This is a genomic window from Janthinobacterium sp. BCJ23, assembly GCF_059617945.1.
Genome location: NZ_JCAQAW010000002.1, coordinates 355,100 through 375,948 on the forward strand (window position 1 = coordinate 355,100; position 20,849 = coordinate 375,948).

A 20,849-nucleotide genomic window follows, 5' to 3' on the forward strand; every position below is an offset into this window, starting at 1 on the left:
TCCTGTCACAATTTTTCGCATCCGGAGCCGCCATGAACCTCAAGGAACGCATCAAGCCGATTTCCTACCTCAAGGCCAATACGACGGAGATCGTCAACGGCTTTGACGCTGGCCAGGACGAGCCCATCATCATCACGCAAAATGGCGAAGCGAAAATGGTCGTGCTGTCCATGCACGCGTATCAGGAAGGCAAGCGGCAAGCGCAGCAGATGCAGGAACAGCATGCGTTCATGAAACTGATCGCCATGGGCAACCAGGACATCGCGCGCGGCGACGTCGTGTCCGAAGAAGATTTCCTGGCCAGCCTCGACCAGGCTTGAGATGACGCGCATCGTCGTGCTGAAAAGCGCGCAAGCCGATTTCAATGAGCTGCGCAGCGATTTCAGGGCGCGCCACACTGCCGCCGCCCATGCGCAGTTCATCGTCGCTTTCCGGCAATTATTCTCTGATCTGAAAACCTTTCCCGACAGCGGCACGCCCGTCGAAGCAGCCCGCGAAGTCGGCATGGATGTGCGGCAACGCCTGTGCGAAGAGATCCGCGTCGTCTACCACCATGACCGCGCGCACGACATCGTGTACATCCGCATGTTCCTGCCCACCCGGCGCGATTTTCTCAGCCATCTCACGGCCCGCATCCTGCGGCCCGACTTGTAGCCCCTATGCAGGGCGGCACGAATATTCTATGCTGCGGCGTTGCACTTTCCACATTTCCAAAAAAGAAGGAGCCCCCGTGTCAAGAATCATGCCCGTTTTATTACCCGCTTTCGCCCTGGCCCTGTCGGCCATGGCCTCGTCGAACTTGGGCGCCGCGCCCGTCAAACCGGCCGCCGCGCATAGCGCCGCCGCCAGCAAGGCCGATTTGCTGCCGTTCAAGGCCACGGAAAAGACCTTGCCCAACGGCTTGAAGATCATCATCGTGCCGACCGGCTTCCCGAACCTCGTTTCCTTGCAGATTCCCGTGCAGACGGGTTCGCGCAATGAAGTCGAGCCAGGCAAATCCGGCTTTGCCCACTTCTTCGAGCACATGATGTTCCGCGGCACCAAAGCGTATCCGCCCGAAAAATACCAGGAAGTGATCACCCGCGCCGGCGCACGCCAGAACGCGTATACGAGCGACGACCTGACCAATTACCACACGACGTTTGCCAAGCAGGACCTGGAAACCGTGCTGAAGGTGGAAGCGGACCGCTTCCAGCACCTCGACTATGCGGAAGACGCATTCAAGACGGAATCGCGGGCCGTGCTGGGCGAATACAACAAGAACAGCGCCAATCCCGTCTCGAAACTGTTCGAAGTGATGCGCGACAGCGCCTACACGACGCATACCTACAAGCACACGACGATGGGTTTTATCCAGGACATCGAAGACATGCCGAACCAGTACGCGTATTCGAAGATCTTCTTCGACCGCTGGTACCGTCCCGAGCGCACCACCATCATCATCGCCGGCGACGTGGAACCGCAGCAAGCCATCGCGCTGGTGGAAAAATACTGGAGCGGCTGGCAGCGCGGCAAGCAGCAGGCGGCCGTGCCCGTCGAACCCTCGCCGCGCGGCCCCGTCTACAAGCATGTGGCCTGGCCCACGCCGACCCTGCCATGGGTGGCCGTCGGCTTCCACGCGCCCGCGTTTTCCGTGAAGGACAAGGACCAGGCGGCACTGGCAACGTTGCTGTCGCTGTCGTTCGGCCGCACCTCGCCGCTGTATAAACGCCTCGTGCAAAACGAGCAAAAGGTCGACCAGCTGTTCGAGATGACGCCAGACCGGGTCGACCCAACCCTGGCCGTGCTCGGCGCGCGCGTGAAAAACATCGATGACGCCGTCTACGTGCGCGACGCCATCCTGGCCACCGTGGCGCGGCTGCGCGACACGCCAGTGAGCGAAAAAGACCTGGCGGACGCCAAGTCGGCTGAAAAATACGGTTTGATACGCTCGCTCGACAACACGGAGCAGATCGCCGGCACCCTGGCTTCCTTCGTGCATTTCGACCGCTCGTATGCCACCATCAACCAGTACTACCGCCTGATCGATACGCTCACGCCGGCCGACCTGCAGGCAGCCGCGCGCAAATACCTGACGGACGAGGGCCTGGTGGTCACGACCCTGTCGCATCAGCCAATGGCCGCCGCCATCGCCACCACGCCGAAGCTGGCCAGCCTGCTGCCGGCCGCCTCGAGCGCGAAGTTTGACGTGCTGGTGCAAAAGTCCGCGCTGCCGCAAATCCGCTACAAGCTGCTGTTTATGGCAGGTTCCGCGCAAGATCCGCAAGGCAAGGAAGGTTTGGCCGCGCTGACGGCGTCCATGGTGGCGTCCGGCGGCTCGTCCGAGCGCAAGATCGACGAAGTCAACCAGGCCCTGTTCCCGCTGGCCGGCAGTTTCAGCCAGCAGACGGACAAGGAAATGACGACGTTTACGGGCTCCATCCACAAGGATAACTGGACGCAGTTCAACACCATCGCCCTGCCGCTGCTGCTGTCGCCCGGTTTCCGCGAAGACGACTTCCGCCGCCTGAAAGATGCGCAAAAGAACGCGCTGCTGCTGGACCTGAAAGACAATAACGAAGAGGAATTCGCCAAGGAACGCCTGCAAACGAATGTGTATGCGGGCACGCCGTACGGCCACCCGGTGCTGGGCACGGCCGCCGGCATCGACGCCATCACCCTCGACGACGTGAAACAGTTCTGGAAGAGCGCGTATGCGCAAGGCGCCGTCAAGGTGGGCATTTCCGGCGACGTCTCCGAGGCCATGACGGCGTCACTGACGCAGGCGCTGGCAAGCTTGCCGGCCGGCCCAGGCTTGCCTGCCACAGTGAAACCCGCGGGCCGCAAGGCAAACGGCCTGGAAGTGGAAATCATCGAGAAAAACACGCGCGCCACGGCCATTTCCTTCGGCCTGCCTTTGGAGGTGACGCGCACGCACCCGGACTTCCCCGCCTTGTGGCTGGCGAAGACATGGCTGGGCGAGCATCGCGCCTCGAATTCCTATCTGTACCAGCGCATCCGTGAAATCCGCGGCATGAACTATGGCGATTACGCGTACATTGAAGCCTTCCCGCGCGGCATGTTCCAGTTCTTTCCGAACCCGAACCTGGGCCGCAAGGCGCAGCTGTTCGAAATCTGGATCCGCCCCGTGGCGCCGGACAACGCCCACTTCGCGCTGCGCGTGGCCCTGACGGAATTGGGCAAGCTGATCGACAACGGCCTGACGCAGGACGATTTCGCCACCACGCGCGACTACCTGATGAAGAACGTCTTCGTCATGACGTCGACGCAGGACCAGCAACTGGGCTATGCGCTCGATTCGCAATGGTATGGCACGCCCGAGTTCACCAAGCTGATGCGTGATGGCTTGTCGACACTGACGCTGGCGGACGTCAACCGCGCCATCAAGCAGCATTTGTCGGCGAAAAACCTGTCCGTCGTGATCGTCGCCAAGGATGCGGCCGGCCTGAAGGAAAAGCTCGTCAGCGACGCGTTTTCCCCCATCAAGTACGACGGCAACAAGCCGCAAGCCTTGCTCGATGAAGACAAGGTCATCGGCGCGATGAAGCTGAACATCCAGCCGGCAGCCGTCACGGTGACACCGGCGGCGCAGGCGTTCGCGAAGTAAGCGCAGCAAAAAATAACGCACCAAGTAAATGCAATCATGGCCGCCAGCATAAAGCTGGCGGCTTTTTTTATGCACAGAAATGGCGCATCGCAACATCAGATTACGATTATCTGCCGATATTATCTCGCCTCGCCGGGAACATCATAGAGGCTCTGCCGCCGCACCAGAATAGTGCATCTGCAACATATTACAAATGTAAAAGTTTGCAACTTGAATGGACATCCGCAGAACAACAAAAAGTAACAATGACAGAGAATAATTTTAAATTATTCCTTATAAAACAATAAGTTAATAATATTCTGTTGTGTCTTTTTCATTAATTATTTATCAATTTCAAGACATTTCTTAACATAAAATCTTTTTCCTGCCATCAATTTTTTACCAAATATGTAAGCATAAAAATATTCTGTATAAACTGTTGTGTCAACGTGACAATGTTGAAAAAAGCATGGCGCAACTTTTCTGAAAATGTTTTGATAAAGGTCTAGGCAATACTGTTTATACGGTTTTGCAACAAAAATCGCTGAAGCGATCCACTAGACCGGGAAAGTCGCGCATCGTACAACGATGTCCGACCATGTGTTCAGCAGTTGAAATTCGATGGAGAATATTTTGCTTAAAAAAATAGTCTTAAAACAAAGTGTGATCGCAGTCGCCTTGACCTTGTCTTCCTCGCAATTGGTCTACGCGCAACTGGCACCGCAGGAGCCAGCGCTGCAAAAAATTCTCATTACCGGTTCGAACTTGAAGCGGGCCGACAAGGAAGGCACCTCCCCTGTCGACGTGATTACCGCCAAGGATATCAAGGACAGCGGCGCATCGACCGTTGCCGAACTGATGAAACTGGTGCCATCCATGGGCACCGATACCAACCAGGACCAGCTCGGCGGTTCCGGTTTTGCCAAGGGTGTCGCCACCGCTTCGCTGCGCGGCCTGGGCTCAAGCTCCACCCTGATCCTGTTGAACGGACGGCGCATGACGCCATCGGCCTACGCCGACCCGAACAACGGCAACTCCACTCTGTATGACTTGAACAGCATCCCGTTGTCCGCCCTGGACCGCGTCGAAATCCTGAAAGACGGCGCATCGGCCGTCTACGGCTCGGACGCCATCGGCGGGGTCATCAACTTCATCACCAAATCGAACTATCGCGGCGCGCAAATCGCCGGTAACGCGGGCGCCAACGACGATGGCCTGTTCCGCCGCAAGAACGTCAGCGGCTTCTTCGGCACGGGCGACCTCGAAACCGATGGCTACAACGTCTTCGTCGCAGCCGACTTCTCGCAGCGCGACCGCGTTGCCCGCCGCGACGCCAAGGATATCGCCTACTCGACCTACCAGGACTTGAACGGCCGCTTCCGCTCCAACTACTCGAGTTCCATCTCGAAGTACGCGACCGTGTACCGCGAATCGTCGCCAGGCTCGCGCAACTTCGGCGTGACCCAGGCGAACGCGCCACAGCGCGTGACGTTCAATCTGGGCTGCGACCCGTCGGAACGCATCACGGGCGGCACCAAGGATGGCCTGCTGCCGACGAGCATCCTGATTGGCCGCACCTTCTGTAATTACGATGCCGACCGATTCCTCGAAAGCCAGGGCGACGGCCGCGATGCCAGCGTGCTGAGCCGCGGCACCTTGAAGCTCAGCAGCAGCGTCACCGGCTACGCCGAAGCGGCTTACACGCGCTCCTCGCGTTCGTACACGGGCGTGCCGATCACCCTCGGCACGACCTCCGTCACCAACTACATGGCGACGGGCCTGGCCGATCCATTCCAGGCCATCCTGCCGATTGGCCATCCGGACAATCCGCTGACGAATGCCCGCGCCTCGGTTGCCTACCGCTTTGAAAACCTGCGCGGCGGCTCGGAAACGGTCAACCAGAACATGCGTTTGCTGACGGGCCTGCAAGGCGATCACTTCGGCTGGAGCTGGGACACCGGCCTGCTGTGGAACCGTTCGGAACGCGATGAAACGCAATATGGCCGTTTGTACCTGCCTACCTTGCGCAAACTCAATACCGGCACATCGCTGGCCCAACTGGCTGCCGACCCGACCATCGGCTACGATCCGAAAAGCGAAGGCTTGGCGGAAATCTTCCAGCTCGACGGCAAGGCCAGTACGGAATTCGGCAAGCTGGGCGGCGGTGCCATGGGCTTGGCCGTCGGCTTCGAACTGCGCCAGGAGAAAATCCGCATAGATCCGGACAGCAAGGTGGCCAAGGGCGAGATCTACGGACAGTCGAATACCATTATCGACGGCCAACGCAACGTCAAGTCGGCCTTCGTCGAGCTGCGTACGCCATTCACCAAGAGCTTCGAGATGGACTTTGCCGGCCGGGTAGACAAATACCCTGGCATCAAAACCAACTTCGTGCCAAAAGTGGGCGCCAAATGGACCGCTACGGATACGCTGGCCTTCCGCGGCACGTATGCCGAAGGTTTCCGCGCTCCGGCACTGTCGCAAGTGACACCAGGCGGCGCGCAATTCTTCCTGTCCGGCGTGTGGGATCCGAAACGCTGCCAGGAAGATGAAAGCACCCCGCGTCCAGGTGGCGTGACGGCCGACTGCAGCAAATCGATCTCTGGCGTCGGTGGCGCCAATCCGGACCTGAAGCCGGAAACGTCGAAAAGCTACTCGCTGGGTCTGATCTACTCGCCGACTTCCAACATCGACTTTGTCGTTGACGTGTATCGCGTGCGCAAGGAAAAAGAAGTGGCGCTGGGTACGGCCAGCGAAGCGCTGAAGAACGAAGACCGCGCGCCGGAAAACGTCCTGCGCGATCCGAATCCAGCCAACTTCATCACCGATGCGAACGGCAATGCGATTCCCGGCACGGGCACCTTGCTGTCGGTCAAGACTCCTTGGTCCAACCAGGGTTCCACCGAACTGCGCGGCGTGGACTTTGAAACGCGTCTGCGTAACAAGCTCGGCGAATGGGGCTCGCTCAGCACCGCCTTGCGCGGCACCTACGTCTACAGCTACAAGCTGGAACAGCATGAAGGCGACACGGTCAGCAACGTCACCGGTACGCGTCCAGGCATTTATGACTGGCAATTGTCCACCGGCACCGACATGCCGAAGGTCAAGGCTTCGCTGACCACCAACTGGACGCGTGGCGACCATAGCGTCAATGCTTCGCTGAACTTCGTTGGCAGCGTATCGCTCAAGCGCAACCGCGACGGCGCCGAGACCTACGACCAGCCTTTCTGCTACTACGGCACGAAGAAGCCTACCGACGCGGCGCCGGATCGCAATACTACGATCCCTGGTTATGAAGCAGCCTTCCCGGACTGCAAAGTCGCCAGCTGGACCACCGTGGGTCTGGGCTATACGTACACCGGCTTCAAGAACCTGAGCCTGGGCATCAATATCCAGAATCTGTTCGACCGCGCCGCACCATACGATCCAGCCTACCCACTCGAGGGTTACAACGAAGGCTTGCATAACGCCTATGGCCGTTACTTCACCTTTAATGCGCGCTATACGTTTTAATTAACAGCACGCAGAGACCAACGCCTCCTTCGGGAGGCGTTTTTTGTGACCACTACTCGAAGGGATTGGCCACCGACGTCACCTCGGGCGGCGGCAGCTGGTCAGGCAGTTCCTGCTTTTCCAGCTGCGCCACCACGTCGGCCAGCAGTTTTTGCAGCTGTTTGGCCAGGGCCAGGCCCGGCTTGTCCAGGGTCAGGTCGATGTCGCCGCTGATGCTGATGCGGTCGATCCGGTTTTCGATGGTCAGGCTGCCGATTTCCAGCACATCGCTTTCATTGGCATACGGGACGAATTTCTTTGCGCACATGGGATTTCCTTTTTGACGGTCTTATTTTTTGGACTTGCTCTTCACCTTGGGCAAACTCAGCATGCGCAGCTTTTGCTGGCGCGTCAGCGACGGTAACAGATCGATGCCGATCCTGTCTTCCAGTTGCGCAATGCTCAGCACTTCATACGTCTTGGTATCGACGTTTTCAATGAAGTAGGCGGCGCCGGCGCGCTGGCGCGGGCTGTACACGGCCTTGTACAGATGGCTGGGCACGATCACCCGGCCCACCTTGCGCAAGTTGCCGCCAATAAAAGCCGGCCCCGTGATCACGTACAGGTCGCCTTCTTTTTTCGCCATCTTGCGCACGGCGCCTTCGATGCCGGCCCACACATAGCGGTTGTTGCGCGAATCTTGCGGTACCATGTTGGCCAGGGTAAAGCTGTCGCGCTGGCTCTGGCGGTCCGGCATGTCGCCGTTGGGCGCCATGTGGCCACGGTCGAAGCCGCTGCGCGCATAGTCGGCCAGCTCGGCACGCTGGGCGGCAGGCAGCTTGCGTTCGGCGTGGAAGGAGTTTTCGCGCGACAAATCCTGCGCCACTTCGAGGTTGTTCGCCGTCAAGTGCTCGGCCGACCACAGCGGCGTGCGCGTGATACCCGAGTGCATTACGCCAAACACGTTGTAGCACAGCTCCTTGGTCGCCACGTCCAGCTTGGGGTTGGTGATTTCCGGCTTGCGGCCATCGACGTAATGGGCCGGACAGGCATCGGCATGCGCCAGGTTCGCGGCAAAGGCGGAAGCCAGCAAGCCGCACGCCAGGGTCAGCCTGGCGATCGATCGTTGAATCATATTTCCCTAAGTGAAATCTTTGCAGGCCAGCATTCTAGCGGACGGCGGCCGTCACCACAAACCTGCATAACCTGGCGTGCGCACCTGTGCGCGACGTGCAGATGGGCGTACGGGCGGCTCTGCGCAGAGCTGGCGCAAATAAAGGCCAACAGGCCGCGCACAGCCATTCATATCTGCTAAGATTGCCTAGATTCGTTCGCATCGACCATTCAAGATTTGGAGAGCATATGATCAAAAAAACCCTGCTGCTGATCGTTGTCGTCGTCGCCGCCATCCTCGGCTATGCCACCACCAAGCCCGATACTTTCAGTGTCCAGCGCGAAATCACCATCAAGGCCCCGCCCGAGAAAATCGCCGCCCTGATCACGGACTTCCATTACTGGGCCGCCTGGTCGCCGTGGGAAAAGCTCGATCCCGTCATGCGCCGCACGTTTACGGGTCCGGCCAATGGCCTGGGCGCGCAATATGCATGGCAAGGCAATGACAAGGTGGGCGCCGGCCGCATGGAAATCACGGAAGCGGCCCAGCCCGAACGCACCGTCATCAAGCTGGACTTCCTCAAGCCCTTCGAAAGCCACAACACCACCACGTTTACCATGACGCCCGAGGGCGACGGCACCAAGGTGAACTGGACCATGACGGGCCCCAGCCCTTACGTCAGCAAGGTCATGACGGTCTTCGTCAGCATGGACAGGATGATCGGCAAGGATTTTGAAAAAGGCTTGAACAACCTGAAGGCGGCCGCGGAACGCTAAGCCCGCTCGCAGCAAATGGAAACAGGGCCCGCGTGGCCCTGTTTTATTTGGCGCCGGCCCCTTGCGGGCCGGACTGATCAGAACTGCTCGATCCAGGCCGCCAGGTGGTCTGGCGTAAGCGCCGGTTCAGCCTGCACTACCTTGCCCTGCAAGCCCAGTTCCGTCTTGCTCAACTGCAGGGACCAGCCGCGCCGCGCCAGCCACAGCAAGCTGGCCAGCCAGAACGCGTGGATGGCTGAAACGGGCGTGGTGGTCGGCGTTTCCAGGAATTCCGTCAGCAGCCGTCCATCGAGGAACAGCGCCGTGCCGCCCTGGTTTTGCAGCGCCGCGCCGAACACGGGCAGCAGCATGTCGATCGCCTGCTCCACGCCACGCCCCGGATGCTCGCGCTCGAGCGTGTCGAGCTGCTGGCGTACGGCGGCGGCAAAGGCAGTGCCGCGGAACGCTTCCGAACTGACCAGGTCGGCATAATCCATCAGCAGCCAGTCCGGCTCGGGCGGCGTGACGCCGGCCGTCAAGGCCGCCGACAAATACGCTTCCACGGGCAGTTGCTGTTCCGGACCGGCCAGGCTGGCGCACAGGGCGTACAGGGTGCCGATGCGGTTGGCGACGGCTTGCCGCTGGCGTACCATCAGCTTTTCACGCAGCAACTGCGCGTGTTCATTTCGCAAGCGCGCCAGCTCCAGCGCCTGCTTGAGTTCCATGCGCAGGGCCGCGATATCCCACGGCTTCTGGATGTAGCGGTGGATCTGCCCCTGGTTGACGGCTTCCACCGTGTGCTCGAGTTCGGAATACGCGGTGGTCAGAATGCGCACGATGTGCGGATGGCGGTCCCAGGCGTACGACAGCAATTCGTTGCCGTAGGCGCCAGGCATGCGCTGGTCCGACACCAGCACGGCGATGCGGTCGGCCTGCTCGTCGAGGATGCGCTTGCCCTCCTCGACCGAGGTGGCCGTCAGCACGTCGGCCAGCGGCGCGATGGCGCGCTGGAAGTATTTGAGGGCGTTGGCCTCGTCATCGACATAGAGTATCGTCGGCAAGCCTTGCGCCGGCTCACGCTGAGCCGGTAAACGCAGATTGGCGTCAATCATGCTCGTTCCTTATATGTACTGGAAAATTCAGGGTTACCGTGGTGGACGTGCCAAACTCGGTGGCGATATCGAGGTTGCCGCCGAACGACTGCATCATGCGGTGGCAAAACACCATGCCCCAGCCCTTGCCCTCGCCGCCGCCGGCACTGACGGGGTCGATCAACAGCTGTTCCACAATCTCGGGGGCGATGCCGGCGCCATTGTCGCGCACCGTGATGCGGCCGGCATCGATGCGGATGCCGATCGCAGGCCGGGCTTGCTCGCCCGCCGAACGCAAGGCATTCGCCAGCACGGACGATAATATCAGCGCGACGCAATTGGGCGACTCGGCTATGGAAAAATCTTCGCCCACTTCGACCGTGATGGCGGCGCGCTGGGCCGCGCTCAAGGGATAACTGTCGAGCAAGGCGTCCAGCAGCTGGCGCGCGCTGCCGGCGCGGCGTCCGCCCTGCATGCCAGGTCCGGCGCTGGCCAGACGCACCGTGTCGATAAAGCTGGCCAGGACCGACAGGCAATAGCGCGCATTGTCGTGCATCAAGGCGGCCGCTTCGCCGATCTCGGCCTGCGGCGCGGCGTCCGCCTGCGCGCGCCGCGCGATGCCGCGCGCAAAATTGGCAATGGCCGCCAGCGGCGTATTCAATTCATGTGCGAGGAAAGCCAGCGATTCCTCCATCGCCACCAGGCCCTGGCGGCGCGCGGCCCGTTCGCGGCCCGTCTGCACGGCCAGCTGCAGCGCCGTTTGCATGGCGGCCAGGTCGAGCGGCTTTTCCAGCAAACGGAACAAGGTGCCGCCATTGATCAGCTCGAGCAGCACGTCCTTGTCCGCATAGGCCGTCACCAGCATGCAGACGATGTGCGGATAGCGCTGCGCCACTTCCTGCAGCAATTCGCTGCCCAGGCGGTCCGGCATGCGGTAATCGGTGACGAGCACGTCGATCTGGCCGGCCTCGTCTTCCAGCAAGGCCAGCGCCGCATCGACGCTCTGCGCCGTCAATACGCGGTAACGGGGACCGACGGCGCGCTCGAAATACTTGCAGGCGAGCGCTTCATCGTCCACGTACAGCACGCTGGCGCGGCTATCGCTGTCCATGCTAGCGGCCCTCCCAATCGGAGCGCTGCAAGTCGAAATTCATGCTGGCCCATTTGCCCAGCTCGCTTTCGGCGCTCAATGTTCCGCCGTGGCGCTCGATCACGCCATAGCTGATGCTCAAGCCCAGGCCCAGGCCCTGCCCCACTTCGCGCGTGGTAAAGAACGGCTCGAACACACGCGCCAGGTTTTCCGGGGCGATGCCGGGGCCGTTGTCGCGCACGCTGATGCGCAGGCGCTTGTCATCCCAATGGGCCGTGATGCGGATCTCGAACGGCGGCGCATTGCCCTTGCGCATGGACAGGACCGCATTGCCCAGCAAGTTGATCAGCACGCCCACGATGGCCGCCTCGTCGCCGCGCACCAGGGTGTCGACCGGCAAGTCGTGGCTGATGCTGACATTCTTCGTTTCATGCCCCACCAGGCGGATGGCCGCGTCGAGCGCGCTGCGGAACTGGAAGTGTCCCGTTTCCAGCTGGTTGCCGCTCTTGCGGTAGGCAAAGGTCTTCAAGTCGGACACGATGTGCTGCACGCGCAGCATGCCCTGCTTGGCGTCGGCCAGACATTCGCTGACCAGCGCGCTTTGCTTGGCGACCGGGTCTTCGATGGCCACTTCGATGGCCATCATGCAGAAATTCACGGGGTTATTGACTTCATGCAGCATGCCGGCGGCCAGGGTGCCGATGGCGGCCATTTTCTCCTGCTGCAGCATCTGCCCTTTGATATCGGCCAGGCTTTTGTTGGTTTCTTCCAGCTGCGTGTTCTTTTGCGCCACTTCCGCCTTCAGCTGGAACAGCATGAAGCGGGCGCGCTCGTTGAAATACGTAAAGACGGCGCTGATGCTGGCCGACATGATGAGGAACAGACAGTTGACGACAAACGTGCCCGGCAAGTCGAAGCCGCCCGCATGCCAGGCGCAGGCGCCCACGTACAGCAGGCAGGAGATGGCGCCAAAGACCATGTTTTGCCACAAGCCGAAAGCGAGCACGATGCCCGACGAATAGATGGCCAGGGTCATGCCCACGTAATAGATCGAAGTGGCGCCTTCCGTGATGGCGATCATCCAGGCGATCATGATTTGCGGCAGGATCAGCCAGACAAACGTCAGCCCCTGGATGCGGTCTTGCGCCCAGCGCGTGCGCATGGCCAGCACGACACAGAAGATCAGCACGGAGACGACGATGCGCGCGCTGGTAAACGCCGACTGCTTGTCCGGATACAGGGCCGAATCGAGGCCCATGCCCAGCAGGATCAGCACGATGCCCGTGTACGCCCCGCCGCGGCTGAATTCCAGGCGGAAGTCGCGCAAAACGGCCGTGTAGCCGGCGTGCAGGCCTGGGGTATCCATCAAGGAATGCTCACTTCCGCGAACACATTCACGCCCGTCGCGTCGACATAGATCAGCGGATCCGTCGCGTGCTCGGGCAGCAAGGCCGACAGGCCCGCTTCATTGCGATAGATCAAATGCCATTCGAGCAAATGCTCCATGCCGAATTTGCCCGGATTATTCGCATGCACATTGGTGACGAGCAAACGTCCGCCCGGCCCCACGCGCGAGGCGAAGTGCATCAGCAGGCGCGCGCACACCTTGTCGGACAGGTAGTCGAACAGGCCGGCGCAATACACGGCGTCGAAACTGCCGGGCAAGCCCGTGATGCCAGAGCCATGGCGGCGCTTGAGCAGGTTATGCACGGAGTCGTGCACATAATCGATCTCGACCACTCTCCCCGTGCGCTGCATGATGGTGGTCAGGCGCGCGCGCGTCCAGTCCAGGGTCTCGCTGCTGAAGTCGACCAGCTCGAAGGCCAGCCACTGCGCATCGGGGCACGTCTCGAGAAAACGCTGCACCTCGATGGCCGGGCCGCAGCCCACGTTGAGCACCTTGTACACACGCCCGGCGGCGCGCGCTGCGGCCGCCTTTTGCGACAGGAATTCCGTCAGGATATCGATGCGGTTGCGGTGCGCGGTGGCTACGGCCGCCTGCAAGAAGGCCGCATTGACGATCTGAAAATACGTGCTCGGACCCTGGCGCGGATCGTCGAGCAGCTGGTTGACCATCTGGTAATCGCCCGCATAGCCGAGCGGCTTGGTAAACGTGCGGAAGACGAACGGCGCGCGCAGGATCAAAGGATGCAGCGCCGCCTGGGCAAATGCGCGGTGGGCCGGTGCCCGCTCTTCCTCGACGAGCGAGGCTTCTACCTCGAGCTGGCGCAAGTAAAGCTGGGTCTGCTCCATCAGCGGCAAGGCCAGCTCATCGAAGATATCGGGGCGCAGCCGGCCGTTTTCCTTGGGCAGCGAGTCGGACAAGTCGACCTGTTCGACCCAGCGCGCCACTTCCGACAAAAAGGCGCGCATTTCGTTGACGACGATCTGGTAGTCGCGGCGGATGCGGAAGCGCTCGCCCCAGCCGGCGACAAAGGCGCTGGACTCTTTCAATACGGCGCCCTTGACGACGACCACGTCGCTCAATTCGCGCCACTCGTCGATCAGGGTCACGGAAACGATGGCGGTCAGGCCCGTATTGACGCTGCTGATGACGACGGCCTTGCCGACGTAGGCGTTTTTCGCCCCCATCCTCACCGTCACGTCATTGAGCACCTCGCTGACCTGCACAATCGAGTATGGATTGTAGATTTCCATGACCAGCGAATTGCGCTGCAAGTTGAAAATCGTGCCGCGCACCGCCTCACCCTGGGTGTTGCGGAAACTGACGACTGGATCGATCTGCGATTGTGAATACACGATTGAGCATTATCAAGTTGCCCGGTTTCCGGCGCACCACACTGGTGACACCAGATTCCAGGCTGGGTTAAGGCACGGCATACCGGTCGTTTGCCGCCGGCTCCGCCATCGCAATGGCGGTATTGCGGCGTCGCGCGACGCCGTGCCGGAGCGCCTCAAAGCGCATCTGTTCGCTCTCTGATCGAGTGTACTATGGATGTAGCAGAACGGGCAATTGTTCCCTCAGGAACGACTCTCCGTGGCGCTGGCGCGCAACGCCGGCGCTCATCCCGCAATAAACAGTGCCAGCGCATGACGCAGCAACTGTGGCGTTTGCCCCGTCCAGCGCTTGAACGAGCGGCGGAAGTTGGTGGCATCATGAAAGCCGAGATAGGCTGCTACGGCGTCGTTGTCGTAGCCATGCGCCTGGAACAGATAAATCGCCTTGTGCGCGCGCACCTGGTCCAGCTCGGCCTGAAAATGCGTGCCATGGCGCGCCAGGTGGCGTTTCAGGGTGGCGGGACTGACGCCAAACTCGTGCGCCGTGCGCTCCAGAGTTGGCGCGCAGCGGATATTGGCCAGCAGATAATCGTACAGCGCACCGAGCAGGCTCGCTGCCGGTATGGGCGCCAAGGCCGCCGCGCGCAAGGCCAGCGCGGCCGCGGTGGCATTGCCGCGCGGCCAGGGTTTGTCGAGCCAGCTGGAATCGATGAGCATGGCGTCGACCTGGCAATCGAAACGCAGGGACTGCCCCAGGTGCACTTCGTGCTGCTCGACGTGACGGGGCCGCGCGCGGTTGAAACAGAAGCGCCACGGCAAGGACTCTCCGGCCAGCCAGCGGCACATGGCCGCCAGCGCCGTCATGTGCATTTCCACGAGAAATGGCAGCTGGCTCGGTGCACCGAACGCGTCAACCCAGTACAGCACATGCATGTCGCCCGCTTCGCGCAAACGCGGTTGCAGCAGCGGACACAGCAAGGTATGAAAATCGCACAGGATGGTCAAGGCTTGGCGCAGGTTCTGTGCCTGCAGCAAGGCATGGCTGGCCGCGCCGTAATGGCCGGGCAGCATTTGCTGGCCCAGCATGAAACTCGTGTCGGCACTGTCCAGGCCGCGCGCCACGTTGGCCAGCAATTGCAGGTATTGCGCGGCGCTGACCTGGCTTTCCGCGGACGGCAGCGCACCGCCATCGAGGCCCGTGCCCTTGAGCAGCGGCGCCACGGGCAACTCGCGGCTGCGCGCGTAGTCGAGCACCAGCGCCGGCTGGTGGTGGGCTGCGATGCTGGGGTCGCTTTGCTGGTTCAGCGGCATCAGGCAGGCGCGGCGGTGCCGGCCCGGGGACCGGTGCTCCGGCCCGGCGTTTCCACGGCACGGCTCAGCTCGGCCAGCACCACTTCCGGCACGCCATCGGTGAGCGAGCAGGCATGGCGCAGGCTCAAGCGGATTTCACGGTTGTCGTTGGCGTGGTGGCGCATCTGCCCCACCATGGCGCACAGGTGGCGCGCCTTCACGGCTCCATCCTCGCGCGACACGCCCGGCATCAGCACGGCGAAGCGGTCACCCGCATAGCGGCACAGCAAATCGTCATTGCGCAGGTTCAGCAGCAGCATGTGGCCCACGGCTTGCAGCACGCGGTCGCCTTCGCGGTGGCCGTATTCGCGGTTAATCAGGTGAAAACTATCGATATCGAGCAAGACCAGCGCGCAATCGAGGCCGGGCCGGCGCTCCTGTTCCAGGCGCATCTGCGTGCGCAGGTAGCTGGCGTCGGCCAGCTGCGTGATGCGGTCGAAGGCGCGATGGTCGCGGAACAGGCGCTCGCGCTTTTGCAGGTGCTCGTTCAGGCGGAACTGTTCCTGGCGCCAGTAATACATGCCGATCGTTACCAGCAGCATGCCAAACGGAATCAAGCCTTCGAGCCAGTTATCCCACACGGCACTCTTGTCGACGGCGAAGAATTCGTCGAGGCAATCAGCCCAGGAGCCCAGCATGATGGCGCACAGGCCGCCGGCGATCAGGCTCGTCACCAGCCCGCGCGGGCGGCTGCTGAGGGTAAACAAAAACCAGATGCCCGCCATGACGGCCGTGCCGCCTTCGCAGACGATGTCCATCCACTTCCAGATGGCAATCGGTTTAGGGTGCCCTAACGTGGCGTACAGGAACAAGAACAGGGGCAAGGCCAGTGCGGCGGCAATCAGGCTGTTACGGTGCAATGGCAGCATGTGGGAAAACCTTTAAAAGTGGTGCTGTCGCCACGATAGCGCCCGCCCATGACGGCACGATGACATGCCCCGCGCCCGTGCGGCAGGTGCAAACGGCTCAGCATTACCATGGCCTCCCATGCAAATCCGGCTAGCCATTGCCCATGCGCCCTGCCGTGGCAGGTCATTTCAGCTCACCACGGTCCATTTCCAGCCGGAAAGCGTTCACGGGCCGTTGTTTTCAGGGTGGCAAGTCCTTGCCTGTCACGCAACCGTCATATTTGCTGCCTAGAATCCGCCCGGTTCCTTCCCCTAACCGAGCTCTTCATGAAAACCATGCACACTTCCTTACCCTCCCCGCTGCGCCTGACGGCCCTGGCCCTCGGCATCATGGCCGTCTTCAGCGGTCAAAGCCATGCGCAAGTGCAAGATGCGGATGGCCAGCCAGCCGCCACGGTGGTCGTCAGCGGCCAGCGCGCCAGCCTGCGCAACGCCATCGCGGCACAAGAGAAAGCCGACAACATCATCAGCGTCATCAGCAGCGACGATATCGGCGGCTTGCCCGATAAAAACGCGGCCGAAGCACTGGCCCGCTTGCCGGGCGTGTCCGTGCAGCGCGACCAGGGCGAAGGCCGCTACATCACGGTGCGCGGCCTGGGCCCGGATTTGAACGCCGTTACCATCAACGGCGCCCTCGTGCCATCGCCGGAAGCGGGCCGCCGCGCCGTGGCGCTCGATATCCTGCCAGCCGGCCTGATCCGAACCTTGGAAGTCTCGAAGACCTTGCTGCCGGAAATGGACGCCAACTCGCTGGGCGCCACGGTCGAAGTGAAATCGCTGTCCGCCTTCGACTTGCCGGGCAAGCTGCTGTCGGCCAACGTGGGCGCCAGCTACGATGAAAAGACGGGCAAGACCAGCCCCAGCGGCGGCGCCCTGTGGGCCCAGCGCTTCCTCGACGGCAAGCTGGGCGTGGCAGCCGGCCTGAGCGCGGAAAAGCGCTCGTTCGGCTCCGATGACGTGGAAACGGGCGGCGCCTGGAGCAAGGGGAAATTGTCCAGCCTGGAATTGCGCGACTACCTGCCCGTGCGCAAGCGCGGCGCCCTGGCCGTCAATCTCGATTACCGCCCCGAAGCGGGCAACAGCTGGTTCTTGCGCTCGTTCGTCAGCGAATTTTCCGACAATGAAGTGCGTGACCGCCTGACCATCAGCAATATCGCGGGCGGCAGCCTGGCCGAAGACCAGACGGCCAGCGCGCGCGCCGAGCGCCGCATCCGCCAGCGCAAGTACACGCAGCAAGTGCGCTCGCTCGTGCTGGGCACGCAACAGAAATCGGGCGACTGGACCCTGGACGTGAAAGGCGGCATGAGCCGCGCCACGGAAGACACACCGGAATCCCTGAACGATGGCCGTTTCCGCGGCACCAGCAATTTCGCCGGCATCAGCTTTACGGATACGCAGGAGCCGAAACTGAGCGGCCCCGCCTCGTTGTACGACCCGGCCAGCTACGCGCTCAACGCCATCACCCTGCAAAAGCGCTACTCGAAGGACAATGAACACCATGCGCGCATCGACCTGGCGCGCAAGTTCGACATCGCCACCCTGAAATTCGGCGCGAAGGTCAGCCGCCGCGAAAAGACCAATGACACGGATCAATGGGCGTATAACAGCAGTAAGGCGACCAGCGGCAATTACTGGGGCACCGGTTCCACGTCGATGAGCAATTTCGTGCAGGGCCACAATCTCGACTACGACCTGGGCAACATCGGCGTGGCGCTGGACCCGGCCCTGATACGCGCCCGCGTCGCGGGACTGGACCGCGCCAAGGCGCGCCTTTCCACGGAATCGATCATCAACGACTACCGCATGCATGAAGACATCAACGCCATGTATGTGCAAAACAGCTACGACTTCGACGCCTGGCACATCCTCGGCGGCGTGCGTGCCGAACGTACCAGCTTTGAAGCGGCCGGCTCGCAAGTGGACAGCGCCGGCGTGGCAACGCCCTTGACGCGCGAGCGTTCGTACACCAACTGGCTGTCCAACCTGCAAACCCGTTATGACGTCGATCAAAAGACCAGCGTGCGGGCTGCCTGGACGCAAGCCGTCGTACGCGCCAACTTCAGCCAGCTGGCGCCGGGCATCAGCCTGGCCAGCAATACGGAAGCCGTGATCGGCAACCCGGACTTGAAACCGTTGAAGGCGAACAATCTGGACCTCGGTATCGAGCGGGTGCTGGGCAATGATGGCGTGATGTCGGCTTACGGCTTCTACAAGGACATCAAGAATTTTACTTACACGACGAACCTGGCCGGCACGGGCCAGTGGGCGGGCTACACGACGGCGACATCGTATGCGAATGGCGACGCGGCGAAAGTGAAAGGCATCGAACTGGCCTATATGCAGCCGCTGCGCATGCTGCCTGCACCGTTCAACAAGTTTCTTGTCGGCGTGAACGGCACCCTGAGCACGTCGAGCGCGCAAATCGGCCGTTTCGACAAGGCGACGAACAAGCAGCTCAACCGCGACATCCGCCTGCCGGGCCAGTCGAACCAGGTAATGAACTTGATGCTGGGCTATGAAACGGGGCCTGTCAGCGCCCGCCTGGCCCTCAACTACAAGTCGCCGTATCTGCTGGAAATGGGTAACGATATCCTTGACCAAAGCCAGGACCATATCGTCGCCAGCCAGAAGCAGCTTGATTTTTCGCTGTCGTACCAGATCAACAAGCAGTTCCAGGTACTGTTCGAAGCGGCGAACCTGAACAACGAGAAATACTATGTCTACCAGGGCACGAAGCAATACAACGTGCAGAACGAACAATACGGCCGCACTTTCAAAGTGAGCCTGAAAGCCAGCGCCTTCTGATGATGATTTCAACTAACATGAAAAAAAACGTACTCTGCGGCGCCTTGCTGGCCGCCTTCTGCGCCACCGGTGCCGTCTTCGCCGCCCCCGCCAACACTTTGCCTTCCTTCACGCAAGAGGCCGAGGAACTGGCGCGCCTGCCTGGCGGCGGCTGGCTGACCCTGGACAAGCACGGTTTGCGCCTGCTCAACGCCAGCGGACAGGAGCAGGACCGTATCGCCGTGCGCGCCAAGCAGCTCGACACGCGCATCAATGGCGGCAAAGTGCTGGCCGTCTTCCTGGAAGCGGACACGCAGCGCCCGCTGCCCGTCTCCGTCGACGTGCAGGCCGGCAAGCTCAATCGCCTGGCGCCGTTTCCCATTCCCACGTTCTCCGTGGAAGCATCGTGCTTGTACCGCGACGCCCAGCAACTCGACCATCTGTTCTTGATCGGCAAGGATGGGCAAGCGGAACAGTGGGTGATGCAAGGTGAACAGCGCAGCCTGGTTCGCAAACTCGCTTTGCCGCCCCATGCCAAGCATTGCCGCGCCGACGATGGCGCCCGGCGCCTGCTGGTCAGCGAGGCCAACATGGGCGTGTGGTCGTATGAAGCTGATTCCGAAGGCATGGGCAAGCGCGAAGTGGTGGCCCTGCGCAAGCCGTATGGCCAGCTGGATGGCGGTGCCGGCGCCCTGGCCGTGCTGCCGGGCGGCGTGGCCGTGCTCGACGGCAAGGCGGAAAAACTGCACCTGTACTCCCATCAGGGAAGTAAATGGACGGCACAGCCAGCCCAAGCCGTCGCCTTGAACGTGCGCAAGGGCGACAGCCAGCTGGCGCTCGACGGAAATTCCTTGATGTTGCGCGGCAAGAACGGTTGGCATGCGCGGCCCTTGAAATGGGCTGGCCAAGCGGAAACATCGCCTGCGGTGGCCATCATCGCTCCGCAAGCCCAAACGGAACCGATGGCGCGCCAGGGCGACGCGGCCGACGATCCGGCCATCTGGCTGTCCAGCAACCCTGCCGATGCGCGCATCCTGGGCACCAACAAAAAGCAGGGGCTGCTCGTCTACGACCTGCAAGGCAAGCAGACCCAGCTGCTGGAAGTGGGACGCCTGAACAACGTCGACTTGCGCCAAAACATCAGCCTTGGCGGCGGCAAGGTCGACCTGGCCGTCGCCACCCAGCGCGACGACAACAGCATGATGCTGTTCACCATCAATGCCGATGGCGTCGTGGCGGAAGCGGGCCGTTTCCCGACCGGACTGAAAAGCATCTACGGCATGTGCTTGTACCAGCCAGCCAGCGGCGGCGTGGAAGCGTTCATCAACGACAAGGACGGCACTTTCCAGCAATACAAGGTTGAAATGAGCGGCATGAGCGGCAACAAGTTCAGCGCCACCCTCTTGCGCAGCTTCAAGGTCGCCACCCAACCGGAAGGCTGCGTGGCCGACGACGCCAACGCCAGATTGTTCCTCGGCGAGGAAACGCGCGGCATCTGGACCACCTCGGCCGACGCCGCCAAACCCGATGCCCTCGCCATGGTCCTGCCCGTGGGCGCACAGTTGACGGCCGACGTGGAAGGCATGGCCATCTACCGCCAGCCTGGCGGCAAGGCTGATTCCGGCTACCTGATCGTCTCCAGCCAGGGCGACAACAGCTACGTGGTGCTCGACGCCAAAGCCCCCTACAAGGTGCGCGGCCGCTTCAAGGTGGGCTTCAACCTGCCTGCCGGCATCGACGGCACCTCGGAAACGGATGGCCTGGACGTGACCTCCGCCAACCTGGGCGGCGCATATGCACAAGGCATGCTGGTGATTCAGGACGGCTACAAGCGTCTGCCTGATGGACCGCAGAACTTCAAGTATGTGGCGTGGGGGGATGTGGCGAAGGCCTTGAAGCTGGAGTAATCACCATGGGGCGGCTAGCAATGGCTGCCCCAT

The 20,849-nt window shown here is 61.6% G+C and carries 15 protein-coding genes; 7 read left to right on the forward strand and 8 right to left on the reverse strand.

Annotation, left to right across the window (positions count from 1 at the left end; all coding sequences use genetic code 11):
• Positions 1 to 32: 32 nt before the first annotated feature.
• The 4 genes from AC54AG_RS07695 to AC54AG_RS07710 all read left to right on the forward strand — a co-directional run bounded on the left by AC54AG_RS07695 (position 33) and on the right by AC54AG_RS07710 (position 7,099).
• Positions 33 to 320 (forward strand): type II toxin-antitoxin system Phd/YefM family antitoxin, encoded by a 288-nt coding sequence (locus AC54AG_RS07695; RefSeq protein WP_070302789.1) that lies wholly within the window; start codon positions 33 to 35, stop codon positions 318 to 320.
• 1 nt (position 321) lies between these two features.
• On the forward strand, positions 322 to 654 hold the full coding sequence (locus AC54AG_RS07700) for a type II toxin-antitoxin system RelE/ParE family toxin (RefSeq protein ID WP_331776501.1): 333 nt from the start codon (positions 322 to 324) through the stop codon (positions 652 to 654).
• Positions 655 to 730: 76 nt separating this feature from the next.
• Positions 731 to 3,607: a M16 family metallopeptidase gene (locus AC54AG_RS07705; RefSeq protein ID WP_496629935.1), complete on the forward strand. Its 2,877-nt coding sequence runs from the start codon at positions 731 to 733 to the stop codon at positions 3,605 to 3,607.
• A gap of 657 nt (positions 3,608 to 4,264) precedes the next feature.
• Positions 4,265 to 7,099: a TonB-dependent receptor gene (locus tag AC54AG_RS07710; RefSeq protein ID WP_496629936.1), complete on the forward strand. Its 2,835-nt coding sequence runs from the start codon at positions 4,265 to 4,267 to the stop codon at positions 7,097 to 7,099.
• Positions 7,100 to 7,151: 52 nt separating this feature from the next.
• Here the strand turns inward: AC54AG_RS07710 and AC54AG_RS07715 are convergent, their stop codons facing one another.
• Positions 7,152 to 7,406, reverse strand: a complete 255-nt coding sequence (locus AC54AG_RS07715) for a nucleotidyltransferase family protein (protein WP_070218411.1) — start codon at positions 7,404 to 7,406, stop codon at positions 7,152 to 7,154.
• 21 nt (positions 7,407 to 7,427) lie between these two features.
• Entirely contained in the window at positions 7,428 to 8,213 is a 786-nt protein-coding gene (locus tag AC54AG_RS07720; protein ID WP_496629937.1) for a DNA/RNA non-specific endonuclease, read from the reverse strand.
• A 227-nt stretch (positions 8,214 to 8,440) separates the two neighbouring features.
• Here AC54AG_RS07720 and AC54AG_RS07725 point away from each other — a divergent pair, with 227 nt between their 5' ends.
• Entirely contained in the window at positions 8,441 to 8,968 is a 528-nt protein-coding gene (locus AC54AG_RS07725; RefSeq protein WP_496629938.1) for an SRPBCC family protein, read from the forward strand.
• 77 nt (positions 8,969 to 9,045) lie between these two features.
• Here AC54AG_RS07725 and AC54AG_RS07730 read toward each other — a convergent pair whose 3' ends face one another.
• The 6 genes from AC54AG_RS07730 to AC54AG_RS07755 all read right to left on the reverse strand — a co-directional run bounded on the left by AC54AG_RS07730 (position 9,046) and on the right by AC54AG_RS07755 (position 16,086).
• On the reverse strand, positions 9,046 to 10,059 hold the full coding sequence (locus AC54AG_RS07730; protein ID WP_051991733.1) for a response regulator: 1,014 nt from the start codon (positions 10,057 to 10,059) through the stop codon (positions 9,046 to 9,048).
• Positions 10,052 to 11,149, reverse strand: coding sequence for a hybrid sensor histidine kinase/response regulator (locus AC54AG_RS07735; RefSeq protein ID WP_331776499.1), 1,098 nt, complete (start codon positions 11,147 to 11,149; stop codon positions 10,052 to 10,054). The genes AC54AG_RS07730 and AC54AG_RS07735 overlap by 8 nt, the downstream gene beginning before the upstream one ends.
• Position 11,150: 1 nt before the next feature.
• Positions 11,151 to 12,494 carry a sensor histidine kinase gene (locus tag AC54AG_RS07740; RefSeq protein WP_034755965.1) on the reverse strand — a complete coding sequence of 448 codons (1,344 nt, stop codon included), beginning with the start codon at positions 12,492 to 12,494 and terminating at the stop codon, positions 11,151 to 11,153.
• Positions 12,494 to 13,888 (reverse strand): class I SAM-dependent methyltransferase, encoded by a 1,395-nt coding sequence (locus tag AC54AG_RS07745; protein ID WP_072453508.1) that lies wholly within the window; start codon positions 13,886 to 13,888, stop codon positions 12,494 to 12,496. Before AC54AG_RS07745 ends, AC54AG_RS07740 begins: the two co-directional genes overlap by 1 nt.
• A gap of 264 nt (positions 13,889 to 14,152) precedes the next feature.
• On the reverse strand, positions 14,153 to 15,178 hold the full coding sequence (locus AC54AG_RS07750; RefSeq protein WP_331776498.1) for an AraC family transcriptional regulator: 1,026 nt from the start codon (positions 15,176 to 15,178) through the stop codon (positions 14,153 to 14,155).
• A complete protein-coding gene (locus tag AC54AG_RS07755; RefSeq protein WP_070302561.1) occupies positions 15,178 to 16,086 on the reverse strand; it encodes a GGDEF domain-containing protein in 909 nt (302 codons plus the stop codon). Before AC54AG_RS07755 ends, AC54AG_RS07750 begins: the two co-directional genes overlap by 1 nt.
• 315 nt (positions 16,087 to 16,401) lie before the next feature.
• Between AC54AG_RS07755 and AC54AG_RS07760 the strand changes: the two genes are divergently transcribed.
• Both AC54AG_RS07760 and AC54AG_RS07765 read left to right on the forward strand, forming a co-directional pair.
• On the forward strand, positions 16,402 to 18,930 hold the full coding sequence (locus AC54AG_RS07760; RefSeq protein WP_496629939.1) for a TonB-dependent receptor: 2,529 nt from the start codon (positions 16,402 to 16,404) through the stop codon (positions 18,928 to 18,930).
• Between the two features lie 17 nt (positions 18,931 to 18,947).
• On the forward strand, positions 18,948 to 20,816 hold the full coding sequence (locus AC54AG_RS07765) for a phytase (RefSeq protein WP_331776496.1): 1,869 nt from the start codon (positions 18,948 to 18,950) through the stop codon (positions 20,814 to 20,816).
• Positions 20,817 to 20,849: the final 33 nt, after the last annotated feature.

Bases quoted from the DNA above. Each gene is read 5' to 3' on its own strand.
- AC54AG_RS07695 (WP_070302789.1), top strand. From the start codon at position 33: ATGAACCTCAAGGAACGCATCAAGCCGATTTCCTACCTCAAGGCCAAT.
- AC54AG_RS07700 (WP_331776501.1), top strand. From the start codon at position 322: ATGACGCGCATCGTCGTGCTGAAAAGCGCGCAAGCCGATTTCAATGAG.
- AC54AG_RS07715 (WP_070218411.1), bottom strand. From the start codon at position 7,406: ATGTGCGCAAAGAAATTCGTCCCGTATGCCAATGAAAGCGATGTGCTG.
- AC54AG_RS07720 (WP_496629937.1), bottom strand. From the start codon at position 8,213: ATGATTCAACGATCGATCGCCAGGCTGACCCTGGCGTGCGGCTTGCTG.
- AC54AG_RS07725 (WP_496629938.1), top strand. From the start codon at position 8,441: ATGATCAAAAAAACCCTGCTGCTGATCGTTGTCGTCGTCGCCGCCATC.
- AC54AG_RS07730 (WP_051991733.1), bottom strand. From the start codon at position 10,059: ATGATTGACGCCAATCTGCGTTTACCGGCTCAGCGTGAGCCGGCGCAA.
- AC54AG_RS07735 (WP_331776499.1), bottom strand. From the start codon at position 11,149: ATGGACAGCGATAGCCGCGCCAGCGTGCTGTACGTGGACGATGAAGCG.
- AC54AG_RS07740 (WP_034755965.1), bottom strand. From the start codon at position 12,494: ATGGATACCCCAGGCCTGCACGCCGGCTACACGGCCGTTTTGCGCGAC.
- AC54AG_RS07750 (WP_331776498.1), bottom strand. From the start codon at position 15,178: ATGCCGCTGAACCAGCAAAGCGACCCCAGCATCGCAGCCCACCACCAG.
- AC54AG_RS07755 (WP_070302561.1), bottom strand. From the start codon at position 16,086: ATGCTGCCATTGCACCGTAACAGCCTGATTGCCGCCGCACTGGCCTTG.
- AC54AG_RS07760 (WP_496629939.1), top strand. From the start codon at position 16,402: ATGCACACTTCCTTACCCTCCCCGCTGCGCCTGACGGCCCTGGCCCTC.
- AC54AG_RS07765 (WP_331776496.1), top strand. From the start codon at position 18,948: ATGAAAAAAAACGTACTCTGCGGCGCCTTGCTGGCCGCCTTCTGCGCC.